This window comes from Leptospira sanjuanensis (assembly GCF_022267375.1).
Lineage (GTDB): Bacteria > Spirochaetota > Leptospiria > Leptospirales > Leptospiraceae > Leptospira > Leptospira sanjuanensis.
On sequence record NZ_JAIZBH010000001.1, the window covers coordinates 2,405,650 to 2,429,799 of the forward strand.

Annotated in this window: 25 protein-coding genes; 9 read left to right on the forward strand and 16 right to left on the reverse strand. The window is 47.8% G+C overall.

The features are described 5' to 3' along the window. Positions 1–5: 5 nt before the first annotated feature. The 5 genes from LFX17_RS10780 (at position 6) to fliH (ending at position 6,018) form a co-directional block, all read left to right on the forward strand. Positions 6–1,004, forward strand: coding sequence for an N-acetylneuraminate synthase family protein (locus LFX17_RS10780; RefSeq protein WP_238746643.1), 999 nt, complete (start codon positions 6–8; stop codon positions 1,002–1,004). Then, on the forward strand, positions 997–2,154 hold the full coding sequence (locus LFX17_RS10785; protein WP_238746645.1) for a peptidoglycan DD-metalloendopeptidase family protein: 1,158 nt from the start codon (positions 997–999) through the stop codon (positions 2,152–2,154). The genes LFX17_RS10780 and LFX17_RS10785 overlap by 8 nt, the downstream gene beginning before the upstream one ends. Before the next feature lie 268 nt (positions 2,155–2,422). Further along, positions 2,423–4,123 (forward strand): flagellar basal-body MS-ring/collar protein FliF, encoded by a 1,701-nt coding sequence (gene fliF, locus LFX17_RS10790; protein ID WP_238730257.1) that lies wholly within the window; start codon positions 2,423–2,425, stop codon positions 4,121–4,123. Continuing rightward, positions 4,123–5,091: a FliG C-terminal domain-containing protein gene (locus LFX17_RS10795; protein ID WP_238730258.1), complete on the forward strand. Its 969-nt coding sequence runs from the start codon at positions 4,123–4,125 to the stop codon at positions 5,089–5,091. The genes fliF and LFX17_RS10795 overlap by 1 nt, the downstream gene beginning before the upstream one ends. 3 nt (positions 5,092–5,094) lie before the next feature. Continuing rightward, complete coding sequence (gene fliH / locus LFX17_RS10800; protein ID WP_010574499.1) at positions 5,095–6,018, forward strand: flagellar assembly protein FliH; 924 nt, start codon at positions 5,095–5,097, stop codon at positions 6,016–6,018. A gap of 199 nt (positions 6,019–6,217) precedes the next feature. Here the strand turns inward: fliH and LFX17_RS10805 are convergent, their stop codons facing one another. Then, positions 6,218–6,403, reverse strand: coding sequence for a hypothetical protein (locus LFX17_RS10805; RefSeq protein WP_238730259.1), 186 nt, complete (start codon positions 6,401–6,403; stop codon positions 6,218–6,220). Between the two features lie 107 nt (positions 6,404–6,510). Between LFX17_RS10805 and fliI the strand changes: the two genes are divergently transcribed. The 4 genes from fliI to LFX17_RS10825 all read left to right on the forward strand — a co-directional run bounded on the left by fliI (position 6,511) and on the right by LFX17_RS10825 (position 9,662). Continuing rightward, entirely contained in the window at positions 6,511–7,875 is a 1,365-nt protein-coding gene (gene fliI / locus LFX17_RS10810) for a flagellar protein export ATPase FliI (RefSeq protein ID WP_238730260.1), read from the forward strand. Between the two features lie 3 nt (positions 7,876–7,878). Continuing rightward, complete coding sequence (fliJ, locus tag LFX17_RS10815) at positions 7,879–8,451, forward strand: flagellar export protein FliJ (protein WP_238730261.1); 573 nt, start codon at positions 7,879–7,881, stop codon at positions 8,449–8,451. A 158-nt stretch (positions 8,452–8,609) separates the two neighbouring features. Further along, positions 8,610–9,257: a periplasmic-type flagellar collar protein FlbB gene (locus tag LFX17_RS10820; protein ID WP_238730262.1), complete on the forward strand. Its 648-nt coding sequence runs from the start codon at positions 8,610–8,612 to the stop codon at positions 9,255–9,257. Positions 9,258–9,269: 12 nt separating this feature from the next. Next, entirely contained in the window at positions 9,270–9,662 is a 393-nt protein-coding gene (locus tag LFX17_RS10825) for a transporter (protein ID WP_238730263.1), read from the forward strand. Between the two features lie 127 nt (positions 9,663–9,789). Here the strand turns inward: LFX17_RS10825 and LFX17_RS10830 are convergent, their stop codons facing one another. The 15 genes from LFX17_RS10830 to fliP form a co-directional block, all read right to left on the reverse strand. After that, complete coding sequence (locus tag LFX17_RS10830; protein WP_238730264.1) at positions 9,790–10,314, reverse strand: GNAT family N-acetyltransferase; 525 nt, start codon at positions 10,312–10,314, stop codon at positions 9,790–9,792. 232 nt (positions 10,315–10,546) lie between these two features. Beyond that, positions 10,547–11,110: a guanylate kinase gene (locus LFX17_RS10835; protein WP_238731573.1), complete on the reverse strand. Its 564-nt coding sequence runs from the start codon at positions 11,108–11,110 to the stop codon at positions 10,547–10,549. Further along, positions 11,107–11,388 (reverse strand): DUF370 domain-containing protein, encoded by a 282-nt coding sequence (locus tag LFX17_RS10840; RefSeq protein ID WP_118955895.1) that lies wholly within the window; start codon positions 11,386–11,388, stop codon positions 11,107–11,109. The genes LFX17_RS10835 and LFX17_RS10840 overlap by 4 nt, the downstream gene beginning before the upstream one ends. Further along, positions 11,388–12,524: a hypothetical protein gene (locus LFX17_RS10845; RefSeq protein ID WP_238730265.1), complete on the reverse strand. Its 1,137-nt coding sequence runs from the start codon at positions 12,522–12,524 to the stop codon at positions 11,388–11,390. The genes LFX17_RS10840 and LFX17_RS10845 overlap by 1 nt, the downstream gene beginning before the upstream one ends. Positions 12,525–12,570: 46 nt before the next feature. Continuing rightward, complete coding sequence (locus LFX17_RS10850; protein ID WP_238730266.1) at positions 12,571–12,930, reverse strand: hypothetical protein; 360 nt, start codon at positions 12,928–12,930, stop codon at positions 12,571–12,573. Positions 12,931–12,938: 8 nt separating this feature from the next. Then, positions 12,939–14,927: a FapA family protein gene (locus LFX17_RS10855; RefSeq protein ID WP_238730267.1), complete on the reverse strand. Its 1,989-nt coding sequence runs from the start codon at positions 14,925–14,927 to the stop codon at positions 12,939–12,941. Positions 14,928–14,949: 22 nt separating this feature from the next. Next, positions 14,950–15,750: an RNA polymerase sigma factor WhiG gene (whiG, locus tag LFX17_RS10860; RefSeq protein WP_010574489.1), complete on the reverse strand. Its 801-nt coding sequence runs from the start codon at positions 15,748–15,750 to the stop codon at positions 14,950–14,952. Positions 15,751–15,906: 156 nt separating this feature from the next. Beyond that, a complete protein-coding gene (locus tag LFX17_RS10865) occupies positions 15,907–16,383 on the reverse strand; it encodes a hypothetical protein (RefSeq protein WP_238730268.1) in 477 nt (158 codons plus the stop codon). A gap of 3 nt (positions 16,384–16,386) precedes the next feature. Continuing rightward, the gene (locus LFX17_RS10870) at positions 16,387–17,298 is read right to left on the reverse strand and encodes a MinD/ParA family protein (protein ID WP_100763086.1); all 912 of its coding nucleotides are present in this window, start codon (positions 17,296–17,298) and stop codon (positions 16,387–16,389) included. A 25-nt stretch (positions 17,299–17,323) separates the two neighbouring features. Then, entirely contained in the window at positions 17,324–18,625 is a 1,302-nt protein-coding gene (gene flhF / locus LFX17_RS10875; RefSeq protein ID WP_238746647.1) for a flagellar biosynthesis protein FlhF, read from the reverse strand. 51 nt (positions 18,626–18,676) lie between these two features. Continuing rightward, positions 18,677–20,800 (reverse strand): flagellar biosynthesis protein FlhA, encoded by a 2,124-nt coding sequence (flhA, locus tag LFX17_RS10880; RefSeq protein ID WP_238746649.1) that lies wholly within the window; start codon positions 20,798–20,800, stop codon positions 18,677–18,679. A gap of 9 nt (positions 20,801–20,809) precedes the next feature. Continuing rightward, complete coding sequence (locus LFX17_RS10885) at positions 20,810–22,018, reverse strand: EscU/YscU/HrcU family type III secretion system export apparatus switch protein (protein WP_406600492.1); 1,209 nt, start codon at positions 22,016–22,018, stop codon at positions 20,810–20,812. Between the two features lie 272 nt (positions 22,019–22,290). Continuing rightward, on the reverse strand, positions 22,291–23,070 hold the full coding sequence (gene fliR / locus LFX17_RS10890; RefSeq protein ID WP_118955903.1) for a flagellar biosynthetic protein FliR: 780 nt from the start codon (positions 23,068–23,070) through the stop codon (positions 22,291–22,293). Between the two features lie 6 nt (positions 23,071–23,076). Continuing rightward, the gene (gene fliQ / locus LFX17_RS10895) at positions 23,077–23,340 is read right to left on the reverse strand and encodes a flagellar biosynthesis protein FliQ (protein ID WP_010574483.1); all 264 of its coding nucleotides are present in this window, start codon (positions 23,338–23,340) and stop codon (positions 23,077–23,079) included. Then, on the reverse strand, positions 23,337–24,134 hold the full coding sequence (gene fliP, locus LFX17_RS10900) for a flagellar type III secretion system pore protein FliP (protein ID WP_238730272.1): 798 nt from the start codon (positions 24,132–24,134) through the stop codon (positions 23,337–23,339). Before fliP ends, fliQ begins: the two co-directional genes overlap by 4 nt. Between the last annotated feature and the right edge of the window lie 16 nt (positions 24,135–24,150).

Sequence of the window (24,150 nt, forward strand, 5' to 3'; positions counted from 1 at the left end):
ATCACATGACCTTTCAAAAAGAATTTTCACTTTCCTCCGCGCTGCGAGTCGGCCCGGAATATCCTCCGATCGTTGTCGCCGAAATCGGACTCAATCACAACAACGACGAAGACATCGGAAAACGAACGATCGCCGCCGCCAAAAAGTGCGGAGCGCAGGCCGTAAAATTTCAATCCTATGTTACCGAAGAATTCATCGACGTTCACAATCCGGACGCGAAGATCCTCGTCGATATATTCAAAAAATATGAACTATCGGAAGCGATGCATAAGAAGTTTCAAAAGACGGCCGAAGAAGAAGGACTCGTCTTTTTTTCGACCCCTCTTTGCGTCAGTTCGCTTCAAATGCTCGTAAATCTAAAGGTTCCCGCGATCAAAATCGCGAGCGGGGACGTTACCAACAAATCGCTTTTATCGGAGACGGCGCGCACCAAACTTCCCGTGATCCTTTCCTCCGGCGCGGCGGATTTTTTCGAACTCAGCCGTGCGATCTCCTTTTTGGAAAACGAAGGAACGGACAAACTTTGTCTTTTGCATTGCGTTTCCTTATATCCGACTCCGCCGGAAAAAGCGAATCTGAAGGTGGTGGAAACATTCAAAAATCTGTATGTCTGTCCGGTGGGCTTTTCGGATCATACTGCGGGGAGCGTCGCCGCAAGCGTAGCGGTTTCGTTAGGCGCTTCTATGATCGAAAAACATTTCACCTTGGATCAAAATCTGGACGGGCCGGATCACGGAATTTCCGCCAACCCCGAAGAATTAAAAGCGGTTTGCGACAACGCGCTTGTCGCATGGAAGATGAAGGGAAACGGAGAAAAGAAACCTTGGCCGGAAGAAGTCCGCGGAAGATTTTTCGGAAGAAGATCCTTATACGCGGATGCGAAGGGCGCGCCGATCGCGCTTCGTCCCGACCTGACACAAAAAGAATCCAGATTTTTCGATGCATGGGAAACGGAAAAAACGAGCGGATTCAAAGCGGAATCCGGCAAACCCTTTCATGTTTAGTCTATTTCAGCCAAGAACATTCGTTTTTTCTAAATTACAAAATCCGATCGTAAAAGTCGGTTTTTTGATTCTTCTCGTTTCCGCCTCCGTCGGTGGCGCGCCCGCGGCGTACGGCAATCTCGGTTCGGAAGTGGACTTTATCGATTTCGGAAGATGGACCACGGCTCCGTTTAGTTATTCGGTTTCTTCTTCGTTTTCTCCCGAATACGGAGGTTTTAATCTTTTCGATTCGGACCCAACCACTCACTGGTATTCCGCCAATCGACCGGGAAACGAATGGATCATCGTCGACTTCGGTTCCAAACGCCTGATCAACGGCTTGGAAATCACGGTTCCTTTGTTCCGCAAAGAGCGCGCCGTGAAAAAATACGAGATTCAGGTTCTAATCCGGGACGACTGGAGAACCATATTCACGAATCAGAACGTGGAGCTGAAGAACTTTCACAAACTGGAAAGTTTGGACGCCTCGGTTTTACGGATTTATTTTCCTGATACGACAGATAGAGGTGTCGTGATCAGCGATCTCAAACTCTTTCTCAATCAAAGACTGTTGAATGGAATCGATCCTCGCCTCCGCGGATATACCTTTCCCGTTTTAGGCGGACTCATTCCGAGTTTCGATTTTCAGCTCCCGAACGCTCCCCGCGTATATCGGAACGGGGTTCATAAGGGAATCGATATATACAAAAAACGAGATACGAACGGCCAGATTTCCAATCTGAACTTCCAAGACGAGGCAGTCGCTCCCGCGGACGGAATCGTTGTGCGTGCGGATCTGAATTATTCTCCCATGACCTTGGCCGATTACGAATATCATACGGCTCAATCGCAAAAAGGTACGGTCACCTTCGTCGAAAAGGATTTCGGCGGCAGACAAATCTGGATCGATCACGGCCACGGAGTCATGACGAGCTTCAATCATCTTTCCTCGATTCGAAAGAATCTCAATGTTGGCGATAAGGTGAAACAAGGAGAAGTCATCGGAAACGTAGGCAATTCCGGTCTCATCGAAGAAGCGAAAGGTTCCGCGGATAACGTTCATCTTCACTTTGAGATCTGGGTGGACGGAGAATTTTTCGGAAACGGGGTCGCACCCGCGCAAGTTCGAAAGATGCTACAGTTCTTTTTCAAAAGAAGCGGCGTGGATTGAAAGATCCGCTCGAGCCGCCTCGAATCGCGTTTTTCTTTGCGAAAGCGATCGAAAAAACTCAACGCATCGCGACCCACTTTTCACTACACAAAGATTCAGTACGCGCAAGCGTCTTTCCAAACACATTCAAAATGACGAATGAACGCATTTCACTGCGCTTAACATTTGTGTACCGAAAGAAAATTTTCTAAAAAAATTCGAAAAGGGATTGTACTTTCTTTCCGATATTTGATTATGTCCCGTATTGTAAATTCGGTGGAGATTCGTTATGCCTGAGCAGTTACAGAAAATCTTAAACAACGTCCGGGACTTTTTCACAAGCCTGGACACGACTAAAAAACTTATACTCGGAGGGGTTGCGTTAACCGTTCTCATCGCGATCGGAATCCTTTCCACGATTTCCCTTCAAAAGAACCGAGTGGTTTTGTTTAAGGACTTAACGAGCAAGGACTTTGCCGAAGTCACCAAAAAACTCGATTCTCTCGGGTATCAATACGGCTCGTCCGATACGAGCGTAATCACGGTCGATCCCGAACAAAGACAGGAGATCGTAACCAAACTCGCTCAGGAGAACTTAATTCCCGCGGGAGTTCAAGGATGGGAACTTTTCAACGTGGATAAGTTCACCGAAACACAATTCGATAAGGACATCAAAAAGTATAGAGCCTTAAAAGGCGCGATCGAACAATCCTTGATGACTCTTCGTTCCGTCGACAAGGCTTACGTCAACATCGCCTTTCCCGAAGACGAACTTTTTACTTCGAACGCTTCTCCCGTTAAGGCTTCCGTAATTCTCCACTACATTCCGGGCGTCGAATCCCTTTCCAGAAAAGAAGTCAAAGGGATCGTAAACTTGGTTTCCAGAGCGGTTCCCAAGTTAAAACCCGAAAACGTAAGCGTTGCGGACGCGGACGGAAAGATCATCAGCGATTTCGAAGAGGACTTGGAAAAAGAAAGACTGGAACTCAGGATCGTTCAAGAGAAATTAAGAATCGGCGAAGAACAAAGAATCCAACGATTGATCGACATGAGAAACACTCTTCGTTGGTTGCTCGGCGGAGAAGAAAGAGTCGATATTACACGTTTTGAATATAATCTAAATTGGGACAAGGAATCCTACAAAGACAACTCCGTTTCTCCGGTTGTCGCCATTCCCGATAATCCGAACACTCCTTATTCCGAATTAAAACTCGTCGACGGTTATTCTCTCAAAGTCTCTTCCAAAGAAACCAAAGAAGACTTCAAAGGAAGAGGTTTTACTCCGGACGGCCCTGCGGGAACCGAGCCGAACATTCCTCCCGGCTACAAGGACACGGACTATCAAAAATCGGAATACAGCAAATCCGAAAACATCAACAACTACGAATTCAACAGAAGAGTTTCCGAAGTTCAAAAACAACCTTGGAAAGTGGAGAAGGTCAATCTTTCCGTAGTCATCGACGGAATGTGGGAAAAGAAAGAGAGAGAAGACGGAACCGGCTTTGATCGCAAATACATTCCCGTCTCCGACGACGAACTCAGACAGATTCGTAAGAACTTAGAAGCCGCGGTCGGAATCGACAAAGCAAGAGGAGATCAAATTTCAGTCATCACGATCCCGAAAGACAGATCGGCTCAGTTCGCGGCGGAAGACGAAGAACTCCGTAAACAGAAAGCGATTCGTCAGATGATCATCGCATCCTTAATCATCATTCTTCTTTTGATCGTAAGCATCCTGGTTTACAGAGCGGTTAAAAAAGAAATCGCAAGAAGAAGAAGACTCAGAGAAGAAGAACTTGCCGCTCAACAGCAGATGATGAGAGAAGCCGCGCTCCGCGTCATGGACGAAGGCGGAGCCGAAGTCGAACTCTCTCTGGACGAAAAATACAGAAGAGAACTTCTCGAAAACGCGATCAACCTCGCCAGAGAAAAACCGGAAGAAGTCGCACAACTTCTCCGCACATGGCTCTCTGAAGAGGAAGCAAGCTGATGAATTCCCTGTCCTCCAGACAAAACAGAGCGGGAAGTCTCCTCCGGATCTTAGGGGAGCATCTCCCTCCGGAAGTCTACCGCCACTTAGGTCCGGAAGCGACGGGGAAACTTCTTGAAACGTTTCACAAAACCGGAAAGCCGGATTCGAAAGAAGAGAGAGAGGTTCTCTCTTCTTTCTTAAACTCTCTCACAAGAATTCAAAAAGAAGAAAGTATCGATCCCGAAAGTCTCAACCTGATCCGGGAACTCGAAGCGCTTCTTAAAGAGGAAAAGGAAGAACGGGATCTTCTCCAAGAACTGAAGACAAAAAGCGCGGAAGAAATCTCCAGAATCGTTTCCGGTGAAAACTCTGACATGATCGCCTTGGTTCTCTGCTTCGGAGATCCGGACGCTGCGGCTGCGGTGTTAAACGACTTCCCCGAAGCGAGAAAAGAGGAGATTTTGATCCAGATCCACGATTTGGATCTTTCCAGCGAATACGAGAAGAATCGCCTGGAACGTTTTCTGAAATTTAAACTCGAAGCCTTGGCTCTCGAAGAAAAAAGCCTTCCGATCAAAAACCAGAGAGGGAAAAAGGCCGCAGACCTTTTGGGTCGTTTACAACCCGGAGATTCGCAAAAAATCTTCGATCGCATCCGCGAGAAGCGCCCCGGTTTTGCCGAAAATATAATTGAACACTTCTTTCGGATGGAAGATCTGTTATTCTTGGAAAGGGAGCCGTTGAACCGGTTCTTTTCCTCCTTTCATCCGATCGTGCTCGCGTGCGCCCTGAAAGGCACGGAAACGGAAGTTCAGATCGCCATTCTTGAAAAACTGGAACCGGCCCTCTCCTCTTCCATCCGCTTGGAATCCGATTCGATGGGACCGATCAGTCTCGCCGAAATGGAGACCGCTCAGAACGGAATCCTGGAAAGACTCCGGGACGCGATCGAAGAAGGAAGTATCAAATTTTGGAGAGCGACCTAACTCATGGCTAAACTCGTCTTTAAACCCATACAAATCGCAGACATCAAAGATCAGGTCGAATTAGCGATTCCCGATAAATACAAAAAATTCCACAGGGACGAAGACGCCGAAGAGTTCGAAGTAGACCAAGAAGGAAATATCATCGAACAATACCAGGGTCCTTCGATCGAAGAGATCGAGGCGGAGCTGAGCCGTTATCGCGAAGAGAACGAGGAACAGGTTCGCAAACTTCTCGAAGACGCAAGAAGAAAGGCGGAAGAGATCGAGGAAGAAGGACGCAAACGCGCCTTCCAGATGATCCAAGATTCGAAGGAAAAAGTTAAACTCGAAGAAGACACCGGTAAGGCGAAGGCGGAGCAGATCCTCGACCGCGCCAAGATGGAAGTCGAAAGAATGATCAAGGAAGCCGAGATGAAGGTCGCCGAGATCGAACACGAAGCTTACTTGAAAGGGTACGACGCGGGTCGCGAAGTAGGTTTTAAAAAAGGTCAGGGAGAAGTAAGACGACTCATCGACCGTTTGGGAACCATCGTCGGTAAGGCCATCGACATCCGAGAAGAAATCATCCAAGCTTCCGAAAAACAGATGGTGGAGATGATCCTCATCATCGCGCGCAAGGTCATAAAAGACGAGATCATCGAAAGAAAGGAAATCGTTCTGAACAATATTAGAGAAGCCTTAAAAAGAATCAAGGACCGCGACCGCGTGGACATTCGGGTCAACTTCGCCGACTTGGAACTCACCACGGCCCACAAAGACGAACTTATCAAACTTATGGAATCTCTTCGCAAGGTCAACATCTACGAAGATTCGAGAGTGGATCGGGGCGGCGTTATCATCGAAACCGACGTGGGCGCGATCGATGCGAGAATTTCCACGCAGCTCAAGGAAATCGAGGAAGCGATCCGGAATGCGGAGCCGATCTAAACTCGAAGCCGTTCTGGAATCGCAACCGTCGACGGCCGTTTTCGGTCGGAAGCCTTTGTCTTTTTTCTCGGTTCGGAATTCGCTTTGGAGCCAAGACATTCTTCTCCCTTCTTATCGATCTCCCGGGAAAACCGGGAGATCTTTTCTTTTTGTGGGAGATCCTACAATTTCATTCGGAGAATTCGGTTTTAAGAAAAAGTTATGTGGTAGTTCCCACATTCTTCCTAAACCGAACGTTTTGGTTCGGGCGATTCGAAACATCATTCGTATGAGTTCCCACATTTTTGAAATCGGCGGAATTTGCGGTGGCTCCCGCAAATCCGATCGTAAACAAAGTCTGCGTGGTAGTTCCCACAAAACCGCAAACCCACGGAAGAATTCTCACAAGAACTCACCGAACCCTGCCTTCGTAAGCGACATAATTCTTTTATTTTCCCATAGATACTTGACTTTCCGGGAAATTCTGGATACCAAGAGATATTCTTACGGCCTATGATTGAAAAGAAGTTTCATGAGAAAGTGGACGTGATGTCCAAATACTTCCTGATCATGGATCGCACCGAAACGATCCGTAAATCGGGGAAGGTCATCCGCGTTTCCGGAAACGTCATCTATTCCGAGGGTCCACCCGACTCCAAAATCGGGGAACTGATGGACGTTCAAAAGAGCGGCAAAGAAGGTTATCTCCAGTGCGAGATCGTAGGCTTTGAAGGCCACGTTTATACTCTGATGCCTCTCGGACCCGTGGAAGGAATTTATCCCGAAGCGTTCGTATTCTCCTCCGGGAGAAAACTCGCAATCCCCGTGGGAAAAGAACTTCTTGGTCGTGTCTTAAACGGCGTCGGAAGACCGATCGATAAAAAAGGTCATATCATCACAAAGGAAGAACGTCCTCCCGACAACGACGTTCCCAATCCGCTCGATCGACCGATCATCCGCGACATTCTGATGACCGGGGTTCGAGCCGTAGACGGAATTCTCACCATAGGAAGAGGACAACGCGTCGGAATCTTTTCCGGTTCCGGTGTCGGTAAATCCAGCTTGCTCGGAATGATCGCTCGTTATACCGATGCGGACGTAAACGTGATCGCGCTCGTCGGAGAACGCGGACGAGAAGTAAACGAATTCATAGAACTCGATCTCGGCAAAGAAGGTCTTCAAAAATCCGTCGTCCTTGCAGCGACATCCGATTCTCCGAAAATGGAACAGGTCAACTGCGCTCTGCTCGCGACTTCCATCGCCGAATATTTCCGCGACCAAGGAAAACACGTGAACCTCATGATGGATTCCTTGACAAGATTCGCTCAGGCCAATCGGGAAATTTCAGCATCCAATCATGAACCTCCTATCACGAGAGGTTTCAGCTCGTCCGTATTTTCTAAACTCGCAAAACTCGTGGAACGTTCCGGGACTTCCAAGTCGGGAGGAACGATCACCGGCTTTTATACCGTTCTTACCGAAGCCGACGAGATGGAAGATCCGGTCGCGGACGCGGTTCGAGGTTATATAGACGGCCATATCATTCTCAGTCGAAAACTCGCGGAACGAAATCATTATCCCGCAATCGATGTTCCCGCTTCTCTTTCCCGGGTCATGGTAAGAATCGCACCGGAAGATCAAAACCTGAGAGCGGGAATGATCCGCGAACTCATCAGCGTTTACAACTCGGCCGAAGAATTGATCCGCTTGAATGCGTACGTTTCCGGTTCGGACCCGCGCGTGGATCTTGCGATTCGCAAGAAAGACAAGATCGATCGTTATCTGAAACAGAAAATTCAGGAAAGAAGCGACTACGCTCAGGCTGTAAAAGGTTTGAAAGACGTCCTCGACGACGAACAGGAAGAAGAGGAATTCTAATCCTTGAAACGATTTCGCTTTAATTTAGAGCCCGTATTGAATCTCCGCAAGAAGAAGGAAGACGAAAAACTAAAAAGTTTCTCCTTGATCGCGGGCGAGATCAATCAGATCCGCAATTCCATTCAGGAGAACGAGAAACAGATCGAACTCCTCACGGGAGAATCCTATTCTCTCAGCGGAGCGTCCCTGCGCGACTATCAACTGCATCAGGGATACATTCGTTCCCTGATCACACAAAATGAAAACTTGGAATCCGATATCGAAAACCGAAGACCGGAACTGGACGCAAAACGTGAGGAACTCATCTCCGCTCAGAAGGACCGAAAGATCCTCGAGATTCTCAAAGAGAATCAATACAAGGCTTACAAGAAATCATACTTCAAAAAAGAAAAGTTCGAACTTGAAGAACATTATAATCAGCTAAAATCCATCCAATGGAGACAAATGAATGAATCCTCTGAATCTGAACCGGCTCCGAGAGTCTTTACATACGATACGGGATCAAGTCCTGAACCCGCAAACGACGACTCGGGAGCTTCCGAACTTAAAAAGATCTACGACCGATTCAAAAAGTGAGTCTCTGTTTCAGAAAATTCTAAACGCGACGGGAGGGAATTCTCCGCAACAGACGGATTCCATACTCAGCCTTCAGAAGAAAATTACCGATTTTCAAGAAAAGGCCGAACGCTTGGAAAACAAAATCCAAACCAACCGAATCGATCTAAAGGTTTAAAATGGCATCGTTAAGCGACAAAGCAAGAGCTACCTATCTCGTTCTTCTCATTTTTTTCTTATTGGGAATCGGTTTTTTCGTTTTTGATTACTTTCAGATCATCAACGCTTCGGAAATTTTTCCGTTTCTCCGCAAGGAACCGGCGCTCGTAAATCAGGACAACGAATCTCCTTCCGAACTTCAAAAACTCGAATTCGCAAAAGCTCAGGAGCGTTTTGCGGAAGAGCTCGACGAACTGGAAAAAAGAAAAACCGAGCTAATGAACGAAAAAGGCCGCCTCGAAGCGGAAATGGAAAAACTCGAGGAAATGCGCAAGGGTCTTATCGCCAAAGAGAAGGAAATGAAATCCTCGGATGCGGAAAAGAACAGCCGTCAAAAACTCGTAAAGGTTCTCGCCGACAAGGTAGGGAACATGCCGCCGGAATCCGCGGTGGGAATGCTCTTAAACTGGCCGGACGGAGATATCATAGACGTTTTTATTCAAATGGACAAGGACGCCGAAGAAGACGGAAGACAGACGATCACGACCTATCTTTTGACCCTCTTCCCTGCGGATCGAAGAGCGATGATCACGAACAAATGGCTGAGCAGATCGGGCGGAATCAAAACACCCGATATTCCCGACGACGCGGTGGAAGCCAACCCTTAATTCGGAGACACTATGAACCTGAAAGTAAATTCAATTTTTATAATATTTTTTGTATGCGTGTTTGCGACGCTTCCGATTTCCGCAAAAAAGAAAACGAATTCCGCTCCTGCGAAAGTGAGCGGTTACGAACTCGTTTCCAATCCGTCCGCGGCTTTCGGAAAAACGATTCATATCTCCGGAACCGTTTCGGAGATATTATACAAGGGAAACTCGATCCGCTTTGTGGTCTATTTTTCCGGAAAACCGGTCGCGTTGGACTCGGACGCTTCCAACCTCATTTCCAACGTTCAGGTGGGAAGCAGCGTATCCGTTTGCGGATTTTATCTCAAAGACCGCGAACTGAAGGTCAACGGAAATCCAACGACGATGCCGTTCATTTTGGTGGATGCCCCTGATTGCAGATAACAGAGCGTAAAAGCTCGATCGATTCCGGCGAACTTTTTAAAGAATAAGACTTTATCGATCGAGCAAAAAAATACGATCCAAGTTCGGGAAAAATTCTTCAACTTTGATCACTTTGATGATTTCCTGTTCAGCGCTTTGGGTTTTCGAAATCTTTCCTATCGATCCCAAATACCCAAACTTTTCCAAGTTCTTCGTTCGGTTCTTCGGATACGAATTTCATTCCGCATTTTTTCAAAACGGAGTTCGACGCGTTTTCCTCCGCTAAAGTGGTTGCCTTTACTTGAAGAACATTCGGTTGTTTGAATGCCAATTCGATCAACTGCTTGGCTGCAAGAGTCGCGTAGCCTTGATTCCAAAATTCGGGCGCGATTTCGTAACCGATTTCCACCGAGCCCGCGGAATCCGGAGCGCCGGTATAACCGCCGTTTCCAATCAAACTTTTGAGGATCGGGTTTATAAAAAAATAACCTCCCCATAAATTCGGTTTTTCCGGCTCATCCTTTTTTGAATCCTGATCGGTAACTAAAAAAGCCTCGGGAAATGTGGGCCAGGATGTCGGAATATTCAATCCTAAATAATCGGCGAGTCGATCTTTGCCTTCGGAAAGTTTCAATTTATGGATTTTAAGAACGGGGATTAACGTTAGATTCATTTTTTCTCTTAGTTCGTATTCTTATTTTTGTAACTGTTGCAAACGATTCGTTGTAGTTCCTACTATTTATCGGAATACAAAACGCCGCCTTGGAACTCGATCCATCGGGATCGCTCTGCCGGTTTTTCAAAATCTGGGCGGCGGGTCCGCGGGAAGTTTTCGGAAAATTTTCCTTTAGCGGACCAGTGCTTAAAAATCGACGAAAAATCCTGGCTCGGTTTCGTGGGAACTACTACTTCGAATCCGAAAGAATTATATTCTCCAGCTCTGCGAGAGCGCGATCCAAGTCGTCGTTCACGATTTTATAATCGAATTCATTCTGACGTTCCAATTCGCGCTTCCCGTTTTTTATCCGCTTCACGATGCTTTCTTCGGAATCGGTTCCGCGACCGCGCAATCTTCTTTCCCATTCCTCTTCGCTCGGCGGCAAAATAAAAATCGTCACGATCTTACCCGGAAGTTTCTCCTGAATGATCTTTGCACCCTGCACGTCGATATCCATAATCACGGAAGAACCGTTTGCGAACGCCTCTTCGATGAACTTCAAAGGGGTACCGTAGTATTGATCGTGAACCAGAGCCCATTCCAAAAAAGCGGACTCAGCAATTCCCTTTTGAAATTCTTCCTTCGTTAAAAAGAAATACGTTACGCCCTCTTTGTCTCCGGGACGAGGCGCGCGGGTCGTGCAGGAAACCGAGAAGAGGATTTCCGGGTGTCTTTCTCTGAGTCTTTGAATGAGAGTGGACTTTCCTCCTCCGGCAACGGAAGAAAGAACGAAAAGTTTGGGAGAATTCAGTCTAAGTCTTCCTCTTCGGAAGCGATCGAGTTGTCGCTGGATTCGATTCGTTTTGTAAGGGACTCCACTCTCAAATTGGAAAGAATGAGATGATTGCTGTCGGTCACGATGATCGAACGGGTTTTCTTTCCTTGAGTGGCGTCGATCAGGCTGTTATTCGTCTTGGCTTCGTTGCGGATCCGTTTGGCGGACGCCGAATCCGAATGAATGATGCTGACGATCTTAGAAACCAGAACGATATTCCCGAATCCTACGTTCAATACGCTAAACTGGGACATCAGAACCTCCTATTTCTATCCAACCTGAATCTTTCAATGATATCCACCTCGCCGAGTGCGAGATCCAGAACTTCCGAAATTTCTTCATGAGTATATTTTCTTTTTAAAAGGAAAACAACTTTCTCGATTTTTGTGGAATCTTCTCCGATTTCGAGGAGCGCAGCGTCGGCGGAAATGCGTGTGGAATCCGGCTTAGGCGGCTTGTAGCCGTTCACGTTATCCTGGAGAATTCTTCCGAAATCCGCTTCCTTAGACTTGAGATTGTCCTTAAACGAGGATGTTGCGCCTAACGTGTTTTCCGAATCGGCCGCCGGAGCGAACGGATCCTCGTCCAGGGAAATATCCAAAGTGGAATTGCGGGTTCCCGGAAAAAAATCGTTCTCGGAACGTTCTTCTTCTGCGCGAATCGTTTTGATTTCCTGAATTCCGAAAAACCGACGGACCCCTTTTCCGATCGTTTCCAAAACGAGATTGGAGGTGGAACCGCTCGCCGCGGGAACTTCCTTCGTTTCGCGGGACGCAGGCCGGGGAGCTTGGGAAGAAGTTTTATTCCGTTCTTCCGCTTTGTTTTTCGGTTTTTGAATATAAGAATTTTGTAACGTTTGATTGCGAACGGAAGACGCCGTCGGATTTTGCGCGGCCGTCGAAGCGAAGGAAGAAGCATCCGCAGAAAGCGATATCTCGTGTTCTTCTCGGACAAGATCCAAATTTTCCTTGTAGATATGTCCGATTCCTTGCTGAACCGAACCCGCGATGTTTGCGGCGTTCGTATTTTTGAATACGGACTTTTCTTCGTCCTTCGAAGCGATCGTAGAAAACGGATCTTGCCCGGAACGTTGCGTCGGTTCGGGGGAAATCTGAATCCGGCTCAAGATATCGGGAGTCGTAGCTTGTTCGATTCGTTTGACGAGTTCTTCCACCTTGGCCGTCATTTCCTTAAAGGTAAGAATTCTCGATCCGATCAGATCGACTTGGCGCAGCGACTCCGTTTCCAGTTCGTCCACAAAATCCCGGATTTCTTCGTTGATCTTTCCCAGCATATGAGTACGAATTCTTTCCGTCACTTTCGAAGTAATCGTATAATATAAAACCACGGAAATGACCGCGTTGATCGCTAAAACTGCAAATAACTCCATACCTTTTCCCCCGGTATTGTCTCCAACAACATCCCTTTGGAAAAGATTAAGCGAAGAATTCGATTCTACCCCGATTGGCGGGTGCGTTAGACGCCTTTTGACCGCCGGCGGAATACGTCACCAGCTCGGTCCGATCGCCGGAAGCCGGCTTGTATGTTTTTAACCGGTCCTTGATCTCGTCGATTTTTTGATTTCTGACCGAAGCCAATCTTTCCCTGGATTCAGGAGAAAGAGAGAAAACGTCGGTATACAACTCGACCGCGTATTTTCTGGTATCGTTGTATTCTTTGACCACCCGAGCTGTTTCGGAGATCATATGAGGCATGGTGAACGGATTTTCCACCTGTTGCTTCCGGATTATATCCGGAGCTTGACCGTAACCTAAGAATGTGTCGCTGAGCCTCATCCTATGGTTTAATTACCACGGTTTCGTTTTTTTCTCCAGTCTTTTTTATTGTCCGGATCGGGGTCTTCGTAAGGCACCTGGCGGATCATTCCGTTCTCTTCCACGAAAGTCTTGTTCTTGATTTCGTTCCGAGTCTTGTAATCCGAGTTTCGGATCTTGATCGTCACGCCGCCGTAGAGAACCTTTTCGATGCTGATCTTCCCGTGAGAAGATTTCTCTTCCATATAATTTTTGAGATTGTTGATTTCGGTTTCGAATTCCTTAATTCGAGAATCCAGTTTTTCGACCGCCTTCTGCATCTTGCCGAGCTGATTCTCGTGTTCTTCCGTAAACGAAGCCGGATCGGATTCTTTTCTTGCCTGAAGCGTCTTCAGACTTTTAAAAACCTGTTCATGTTTGGACTGACTTTCGTGCATCTTCGCTTCGTAGTCCGCGATCTGCTTGAGAACTTTCGGGTCGATCCCCACGACGAGTTCGGTCGCGGGGTTTGCGGGAGAACCGATGCTTCGAGCGCCGATCAGTTCCGAGGCGCGTACGGTTCCGCCCACGATCTGACCGCGTTTCCCGTTGCACAAAATCTTACCGCCCGCGCTCACAAACGAATGGAGAATTCCTTCTTGAACGAGAACGTCTTTTTCCGTGATCACGGTCGCGCTCTGAATGAACTTTGCGATCACGTTTCCGCCGGTGGATTCGATATGCGCTTCTTCCCTTCCCGAAATTCCCTGACGAATGATGATGTCTCCGTCCGCTTCCACTCTCGCTTTTTGAACGGTTCCGTAGATTTCGATATTGCCCGCGGCTTTTACGGAGTAGTTGTCTTCCACGTTACCCGTAATCACGATCGAACCGAGAAAGGTGACGTTCCCCGTTTTGATTCCCACGTCTCCGTTGACCCGATAAACGGTTTCGACCGAAAGTCTTCCCGTTGCGAACACGACTTGACCGTTGACTTCGGCGGTGAGTTTGCTTCTATCCTCGGAAAGAATGGTCCCCTTACCTTGTTTGAGATCCGTATCGGTTCCGTCTTTTGCGGGAAGAAGTTCGTTGAATAACGTACGTCCGTATTTTCCTTTTTCGGCGGGAATCTTTTCTGCGAGCAACTGACCCACGACTACGTTTTCGATCAGATCCAAATCCTTGAAGTCCACTCTTCCCGATTCGTCCTCTCGGAAGGAAACGTTTTTGGAAGTGCGGACGTGATAGATGATCTGCGCGTTTTTCCCGTTGATCGGATAATCCCCTTCCGCCGCGAGAAAGGGTTGGTTGTAAAATTCCTCTTCGAGTTTTCTTTGGATTTCTTCCTCTTTGAATCCGTATTTGACGCCCGCGTTTTTGAGATGATTGACGATGTCTTTTACGTCCATATCCCTTCCTCCCGGTCTCGGAGGAAGAATGGTGACTTTCGCCTTCATCTTATCGGACGTGATGTCGAGTATGAGTTTGGCCTCCATACCCGGTCTCGGTTTTTGATCGGAGATCAGAATCGGTTCGCCCTTTGCCTCTTTGACGATCTTTCGAACGAGTTTGTCGTCTTCTCCATTCACTCCTTTGAGAACGAGTTTTTTGGAAACCTCGTCGATTTCCACGGGACGACCTTCGCCTAACGGAGGAAATACGGTGAGATAAACTCCGTTGCGGAGAATCTGCACGAGACTTCTTCCGTTTTTATCCTTGGGTTGAATGAAATCCTTGAGATCTTTGGATACGAGTTTACCGGAACCTCCGGTGAGTTTCTGATCGAGTTCGGTGAGTTCGTCGAGAAAGTTGTCTTCGGGAAGAATGGAGACTCGGATATGCCACGGTTCGTGACCGAACAGTTTTTTCTTGCCGCGTTTTAAAACGACGTAGTCGAGTTCGTGGATCTGTTTTTTAAGATGTTTTGCCGCGAGACGAAGAGAATTTTCGAGCGTATCGCCGTAAACTTCGACCTGCTCTTTCTGGATTCGATCCAGTTCCCTGCCTTGATCTTCTAAGAATGGTAAAAGGGAACCCATACATTAGCCCCGTTTGAAAAGATTACTTTCGAGAAATGACGGATTTTACTTTACCGAGTTTGCTTCTCAGTCGGGAAACCGCTCTTGTGTGAAGCTGCGAAATTCTGGATTCGGTCACTTCCAACACTTCTCCGATTTCCTTTAAGGTAAGATCTTCATAATAATACAATACGATTACTTTCTTTTCCTTTTCGGGAAGGGTTTTGATCGCTTCCACGATCACGTTTTTGATTTCTTCTTTTTCGATGATCGTGTCCGGGTTCATGTTCATCGGAGATTCGAGGGTTTCCATAAAGGAAACTTCGTCGTTTTCGTCTCCGAGAAACCAAATGTCGTTTAACGATACGAGGGAAGTTCCGCTGATCTTGGTAAGAAGGGAATTGTACTCTTCCATGGAGATTCCCAATTCTTTCGCGATCGCGTCGTCGTCGACTTGCTGGCCTTCTTTGTTTTCCAGCATACCGATGATTTGTTCGAGTTGTTTTGCTTTTTGACGGATGGATCTCGGAATCCAATCGATCGAGCGAAGTTCGTCGAAGATACTCCCCCGAATTCTCGTCATTGCGTAGGTTTTGAATTTGATCAAACGTTCGGGATCGAATTTTTCGATCGCATCCAAAAGTCCGAACACTCCGTAGGATACGAGATCGTCAAACTCTACGTTCTGCGGCATTCCGATCGCGATTCTACCCGCGACGTGTTTGACTAACGGAGAATATTTCTCCACAAGATAAGATCGGATGTCTTGGTCTTTGGTATCCCGATAGGATTTCCATAGTTCCGTCTCATCCTGCTGGTTATATTTCTCATATTTTTTGGACATAAGCTCGGATCTGGAAAAACCTTGACCTTCATTCTAAAGTGTCGAGCTTCTCAGAAAATTGCAATAGCATTTTTTAGGGCAAAAACAGGGAAATCAAGCAGTTTTTTGTCTCATTCCCATTCTAAGCCGCCAGCGAAGGAAATTAAAGGGAAGTCGTCATTTTTCCCCCATGTCGTCGCGAGCCAACATCGTTCGGATCGCTTCTGCCATGAGTTTGGGTTCGTTTTTGATCGCTATATTTTCGACCATGATGTGATCCCCGAAGTTTCCGCTTTTCTGACGTTTCGGAGTCGCGGAAGCGAAGACTTCCGTGTTCGAAGCGCTGTCTCCCGAAGAGAAATCAGAATCGCTCGCCTGACTTGTGTAGTCGTGTCCGCCTCCTCCTGCTCCGTCCGCAGCGGAAGAAGCCGGAACGAATTCTCCGCCTAAGTTGGAAAGAAAGTCGAGAAATTCGGGAACTTTCATTTCCAAGAACGCGTGCACTCCGAATCCGAGAACGGCGAACGCGACGACGGAAAGAATCGAGACGAGTAGAATATGTCCGAAAGAATTTCCGGTAAGAAATCCGCACACTGGGCTCACGATCAATGCGATCAGAGCGAAAACTCCGATAAAAACAATCTGAAGGTTCAAAACTTATTCTTCGTCGCTTTTATCCAGCTCTTTGTCGCGGACGTCCATAAAGTTGAAGAACTTTTTGAAGAATCCGCTGATGCCGGCGTCTTCCAACGGCTCCATTTCCTGATTTAAAAGAGAATACGTAATGCGGTTCAGACAAGCGGCCGCCTTACTTTTCGGAGAATTGATAATGTAAGGCTTTTGTTCGCGGATACTTTTCTCGACTTCCTCGTCCTGAAAGATAAATCCGAGGTTTTCCACCTTCACTTCGAGGAATTGTCCGCTGATGTCGATCACTCGGTCCGCGACCTTCTTTCCTTCGATCGCGCTGCGAACCCGGTTCACGACCATCTTGAGATTCTTATCGCGGCTTTGGGAAACGATTGCCTTAATGAGCCCGTACGAATCGGTGATCGCAGTCGGCTCGGGAGTGGTAATCACGATGACGTCGTCCGCGGGCAAGGTGAGGCCGATCACGTTGGAACTGATTCCGGCGCCGGTATCGATGATCATAATATCGTAATTGTCTAATTCGGAAAAACCCTTGATGAGAGAGTTTCTCTGCGTATCGTTTAAGTTCGCAAGCTGAGAATAACCGGAAGCTCCCGCGATGATGTCCACGCCTTCCGGGGTTTGGATGATGATGTCCTTGAGGCTCTTATGACCTTTGACCACGTGATAGAGATTGTATTTGGGAATGATTCCTAGGATGACGTTGACGTTCGCGAGTCCCAAGTCCCCGTCGAACACGAGGACTTTTTGACCCGCGCGGGCCATGGAGATGGCGAGGTTGACGGAGATGGTACTCTTTCCAACTCCTCCCTTCCCGGACGCGATCGCAATGATCTTTGTCGTGGGCTTTCTGGATGACAGAACTTTAAGACTCGTGTTCCCCTCGGTGAGTTTCCGTAAATGAGTCGCCTGGTCCATTCTTTACCTCTTCAAAAGCTTCGGATCAGCCACCGGCTACGGTGAAAACTTCTCCTCTCAGCTCCGCAATTTTCTCCGGAGTCACCACACATTCCGCCATTAGGTTCTTTTCCGCCGGAAGAATGTCGAACGGAACCTCTTGCCCCACGCTGTAGTATGTGAAACTCTTAGAGTATGTATCGGCCAGTTCGAGAAAACCACCTAAAAAATCTGCCTCGTCCAATTTCGTAAGGAGAATTCTTCGGTAGTTCAGAGACTCATAGGCTTTCAATACCGCACTTGTATGATGGTAGGAAGAAGTCGCGGAAAGGACAAGAAGATTTTCCACCGAGTCTTTTTCACCGAAACAGGAAAGGTAAGAATTCATTCGTTCCAACTGTTCCATGTTGCGATGACTATAACCCGCTGTATCTATGAGAATCAGTTCCGACCCGTCCCGAGCCAGAGTTTCCTTGAATTTTTTTATGTCTTTAACCGGGTAAAACGGCATTCCCATTGTGTCTGCGTATCGTTTGAGCTGTTCGATTGCCGCGATCCGATAGTTGTCTGTCGTATAAAGCGACACCGATCTTCCCATGTGTAGGAAGTACTTCGCGGCGAGTTTGGCGACACTCGTCGTTTTTCCCGACCCGGTAGGACCAACGAGAAAGACCACCTTTCTCTGATTCTTTCCCGTTCCGCGAAACAAGTCCGGGTCGACGCTGACGCGCTCCTTCAGAATCTCGACGGCTCGTTCGGAAACAGCGTGATTGCGTCCTTGATCGATGGGCGAAAGACGCTCTTCGATCTTGGAAAGAAGTTCGTCCACATAACCTTGGCTCATTCCTTCGCGAACCCACTTCTCCCCGAGACGTGTTAAGGGAGAATCCTTTCTGCCTCGAACGGGGGACGTTTCTCTGCGAGCGGGAGAAGTTTTGTCAAAAAGTTCTTTCTCAAACGACAAGCCGACTCTTTCGGGTTCGGTCGTGATGTCTTCGATCTCCCAGGAATCTTCCGCGACCGCAGTCGCGGCTTCCTTCTCTTCCAAGGTTCTGGAAAGAGGTTTTAAGGTCTGAAGGGTTTTCTTTCTTTCCGGAGCCGCGTAAGACTTTTGTTTTAAAAGATCCTTTAAATCCTGAAGTTTACGTTCTATCTTTTCGCGGGAAGCCTGTTTTTCGGGAATTCCGATCTGGATCTCGATCATCTTCTTTGCAAGAAGACCCGTTCCCATTACACCGCCTTCGGTGACCACGGTTTGAGAAATCACGGTCGCCTCCGATCCGTATTTCATTTTCATTTCCATCAAACAGTCTTGGTAACTTTTACCGCGAATTTTAGCGAATTCCATTTTCAACTCCCTGATCCTGGCCCATAAGCAAGATCGAATATTCTAAATCCTTCATACTTCTTCCCCGACCCCCGCCGTCGCGGCCTGTGTTTGAGGAAGTTTGAGTTCGGCCTCGATCACCGAATCCACGGAAGAATGAATTTCCTCGTAGGCGAGAACGCCGAAGTTTCGAGGAGGAAATTCCTTCGCGAGAAGATACGAGAACGGAAGACGAACCTCTCGGTTTACGACGAAAATCGGAAATTTTCCTTCCGTTCTAAAATTACGATAGAGTTCCGCGACGCTGTCGATCAGCCTTCTGTAAAAATCGGGAGCCAACGACAACACATCCCTGTTCTCGATTCGGTCCTGAGTGATCGACTTGTTGAGTCGGTCGAGAATTCTACTTTCGAGTGTGATTACCCGAAGTTTACCGTCCATCGAGAGATAATCGCGAACGACGGTTCTCGAAATCGATTGTCTTACAAGTTCGGTGAGAATGTAAGGATTTTGATACTTAGGCAAATTGTTCGCGATCGATTCCAAAATCGGAACGAGATTGCGGATTCCCAAACCTTCGCGTAACAAATTCTGCAATACCTGCTGAATGATCCCCAAGTTGCCGGGTTTGTCCGCGTCGAGTTCTCCGATAAGAGTCGGATAACTCGCCTTGTAGTGATCCAAAAGTTTTTTGACTTCTTCCCTTCCCAGCAAGGTGGACGCATGCGTTGCAAGAAGTTCCTTCAAGTGAGTGACAACGACCGTGGACGCGTCTACAACCGTGTAACCCTTCGCTTCCGCGTCGGACTTGTCCTCCGAAGAAATCCACTTCGCTTTTTGACCGAAAGAAGGTTCGAGGAAATCCTCGCCTTGAATCGGCTCCGCGGTTCCCGGACTTGTGTTGAGCGCCATGAGTTTATCCGGTTTAACGGTCGAAGTTCCCACTTCGGTTCCGTTGATCTTGATCGAATACGTATCCGGATTCAGATCCAGATTGTCCAAAATTCTTACCGGAGGAATGACTACCCCGTTGTCTTGAGCGAACTTCTTACGCAGATTGCTGATCTGATCGAGAAGCGCTCCGCCTTGAGAAGCGTCGACCAACGGAATGAGATGATAACCGACTTCGATTTCGATCGGATCGGTTCTAAGTTCCTCGTAGAAGTCTTTCGGTTTGCGATCCTGACCGGATTCTTTTTCCTTTTTCTCGATCGACTCGAGTTGTTCTTTGACCGTCTGTTCGAGAGAATAACCCAAGTAAGCGATTCCCGCGGAAAGAAGAACCAGCGGTATAAACGGAAGACCCGGAATGAAAGCCGCAAATCCCAAACTTCCCGCAACCACATACAGAACCTTCGAATTGCTGAAAAGCTGGCTTTTGAACTGAGTCGCAAGATCGGACTCCGAACCGGAGCGGGTTACGATGATACCGGTTGCAACAGTCGTTAAGAGCGCGGGAATCTGTGAAACGAGTCCGTCCCCGATCGTGAACTTACCGTAGGTTTCGATCGCTTGGGTGAAGGATTCTCCGCGAATCGAGGCTCCGATGATGACTCCGCCTAACAGGTTGATGGCGGTGATGATGAGTCCCGCTCGTACGTCCCCTTGAACGAACTTACTCGCTCCATCCATGGAACCGTAAAAGTCCACTTCCGCTTCGATCTTCTTTCTTCTTTTTTTGGCTTCTTCTTCGTTGATGTTTCCGGAAGAAAGTTCCATGTCGATCGCCATCTGCTTTCCGGGCAAGGCGTCCAACGTGAATCGGGCCGCGACCTCGGAGATCCGCGTCGCACCTTTGGTGATCACGAGAATCTGCACCAAAACGAGAATGATGAAGATGATAAATCCCACCACGTATTTCGAAAGACCGGATTCGCTTCCGATGATAAACGAACCGAACGCGTCGATGACGTGGCTGTTCATCGCCGGACCTTTGGAAAGAATCTGCCGGGTCGTCGATACGTTGAGCGCGAGCCGATACAAGGTGGTAATCAGCAAAAGGCTCGGAAAGATCGAGAAGTCGGCCGGTTCGTTCACCGAAAGAGAGGTCAAAAGGACGAGAAGTCCTATCGCCAAACTGACTATAATCAAAATATCTAATATGAATCCGGGAAGAGGAATGACGAGCATGGCTACGATCGCCACGGCCCCGATCCCCAGGATCACGTCGGATTGATTCCACCACTTCTTTTCCATAGTTTCCTCTTACACCGCTCTCCGGAAGGATTCCAAACGAGAGAGAATGGTCGCAATCGCGCGATAGAATTGTTGTGGAACCTCCGCGCCGAGTTCCACTTCCTCGTAAAGTCCTCTCGCCTGAAGACGGTCTTCCACCGTGGGGACGCCGTTCTCTCGAGCGATTCGGATGATCAATAATGCGAAATCGTCCACTCCCTTTGCGATGACGATCGGCGCCTTGTGAATTCCGGGTTTGTATTCGAGAGCGACCGCGAAGTGAGTCGGGTTCGTGATGACTACGTCCGCTTCGGGAACTTTCGCGAGCATCTTTCGTTTGTTCATCATGTCGCGCGCGAGTTGTCTTCTTCTTGCCTGAAGGGAACGGTCCCCGTCGGATTCCTTGGCTTCTCTCTTCGCTTCGGAAGGAGTCATCTTTAAGGATTCTTCATATTCGTATCTTTGATACAGGAAGTCCACGATGCTGATCGCAAGAAGAATGATCCCGACTACGAGAAAAATCTTGAACGAACTGCTCATGACGAGGGCCACCGCTTGTTCGAGTCCCATTTCTCCCGATAGAAGAATTGGGAAAAAATCCTTGCTGATAATGATGTACGAAACCCAACCGATGAGTCCGACTTTTGCAAAAGACTTTCCTAAATTGAAAAGAGTCTGACGCGTGGGCAGAACCTTTTTAAAGTTCGGCTGAACTCTGCTGAAGTTGAAACTCAACGCGCGCGGAGTAAAAATAAATCCGACCTGCGCCACGTTTCCGATGACCGCTCCGACGAACGTGATCCCGAACAAAGGCCATAGTAGGGTGAATAAATCCGTGGAGGCGTTTTTTAAAAGTTCCGTTACGGACTCGGGACTGATATCGGTTCTGAGTCCGACCCCGTGAATGTATTTGCGGAGAATGTAAAACGTTCTCATGAAAAAATATTCTCCCATGAGATACACAAGAATCACTCCCGCAAGAAGTACGACCGCAGCCGGAAGTTCGGGGGATTTGGGAACGTTTCCTTTTTCTCGTTCTTCTCTTCTTCTGCGTTCCGATCCGGGTTCGGTTCGGCCTTCGTCTTCCGCGGCGAAAAGTTGTAAGTCGATCCGAAAGTCGACCGCGTTAGACGAAACCGCATGAGCCTTTGTCGGAGGTACGACAAAGGCCGCAGGGAAGAATTTGAGTTGATGGAAGAAGTCTTTTGTGATAGAGAAAAATTCACCGATTCTTCCCACGAGCCCGCCTCCACCACCCAACGAGGGTGGGGCGGGCTTCGTATTACGAAAAATGTCGGAACTACGACGTTCTTCAGAAAAATACTCCCTATGGGTCGTATTTTCGGGCACGTCAGAAAACTCAGCATGACGCTTCCTGAACTCAGAAAAATACTCCCTATGGGTCGTATTTTCGGGCGCGTCGGAAAACTCAGCATGACGCTTCCTATGGGGCGCGTCATAGGGAGAATTTCCCCCGCTCTTAAATTCCATATTTCGTTGACGTTGCGTTTTCATTTCGGCCATTCCTGGAGCATGAGATTGACCTTATCAAAAGTAAGATCGAACGCAGCACCCATCTGCGAAACCAAATACGGCGTGATAAAGATCATCACGATCAAACCGATCGTCACCTTGATCGGAAACGACAACTGAAGAATATTGAGTTGAGGTGCAGCCTTTCCCATGAGCGCCTCGGAAACGGTCACAAGCAAAATAATTCCCAGAACCGGAAGAGACAACTTGAACGCGACCAGAAACATCGCACCGACTGCGTCTTCCATCGCCTTATAAATTCCGTTTTGAATTTCAGGAGTGAACCGCAGCACCTGGATCTTTTCAAAGGAATACGCAAGACTCTCGAACATGATTCGATACGCGCCTAACGTTAAAAAAAGCAGCATCCCCAAAAGATTTTTCAGAGTGCTAATCACGGGCAAACTGGTTTGAGTCACCGGATCCAAAATCTCCGCATAACCGAAACCGAGCTGAACGTTAAAAAATTCTCCGGCCATCTGAAAGGCGGCAAAGATCAAGCTGATCAAAAAACCGAGAAGCATTCCGATCAAAGCCTCGGCCATCACAACAAGACCGTAGGTTCCCATGTCACCCGGAACCGGAGGAAGAAATCCCGCTGTAACCGGAAACAGAATCACGGAAACCAAAAAGGAGAAAATCATCTTCTGAGGAACGCTGATCGAAGGATAAGAAAACACGGGCGCGACGGATAACAATCCCATCAGCCTAGAAAGGATCAGCAGAAACACTTGAAAATGATTGATGAAGTATTCCATACCCTTCTAAAACTTCTCGATCATTAGGAATAGGTTGCGCGTATAGTCGGTCATCGTCTGAATCATCCAGGATGAAAAAATCACGATCACGATAAAGATCGCCACGAGCTTCGGAACGAACGCGATCGTAGGCTCCTGAATCGAAGTCGTAGTCTGCAAGATCCCGATGATCAATCCGACCACAAGCGCGGTCAAAAGAATCGGAGAAGAGATCTTGAGCGTGATATAAAGAGCGTCCCGAATCAGGGTCATGGCGTCGAGTTCCGTCATTTATAACTCCTTACCAATTCGTAGACGATCAGGTTCCAGCCGTCCACGAGAACGAACAGAATCAACTTGAACGGAAGACTCACCATCACGGGAGGAAGCATCATAAGACCCATGGAAAGAAGGGCGGACGCGACCACGAGGTCGATCACGATAAACGGAATAAAGATAATGATCCCGATCCAAAACGCCTTTTTGATTTCGCTTAACATAAAGGCCGGAATCAGAACGTAGGATGGAACGTCGTCGAAGGATTCCACCTTCTCCACCTTTCCGATTTTTAAGAATAAGGCGACGTCCTTTGCACCCGAGGTTCCGATTTGACGCATCATAAATTCACGGATCGGAACCATCCCCTTTTCAAAAAACGCGTTCGTATCGATCTTACCTTCGAGATACGGAGTGAGCGCGCGTTCGTTCACCGTGTTCAAGGTGGGAGCCATGATAAAGAACGTCATAAACAACGCGAGACCCATCATCACTTGGTTCGGCGGAAGATTCTGGATCGACAACGCCCTTCTCACAAAGTCGAGAACGATCACGATCTTCGTAAACGAAGTCAAAGACATCACGATCGCCGGAGCCAAGGAAAGAATCGTGACAAGAAACAAAACCATCAGAGACAAACTCGTCTCTCTCGGATTCTTCGCCTCGTTCACATTGATGTTTAAATTCGGAATCGGAATCCGGGTTCCCGCGGATTGCGCTTCCAAGGTGAAAAAAGAAGAACCCAAGGATAAGCCCGTGACTAACAGCAGGATCCATGTTATGTTCTTTATAAGTTTTTTATGTCTCATTCTCACCTGAAAAAAA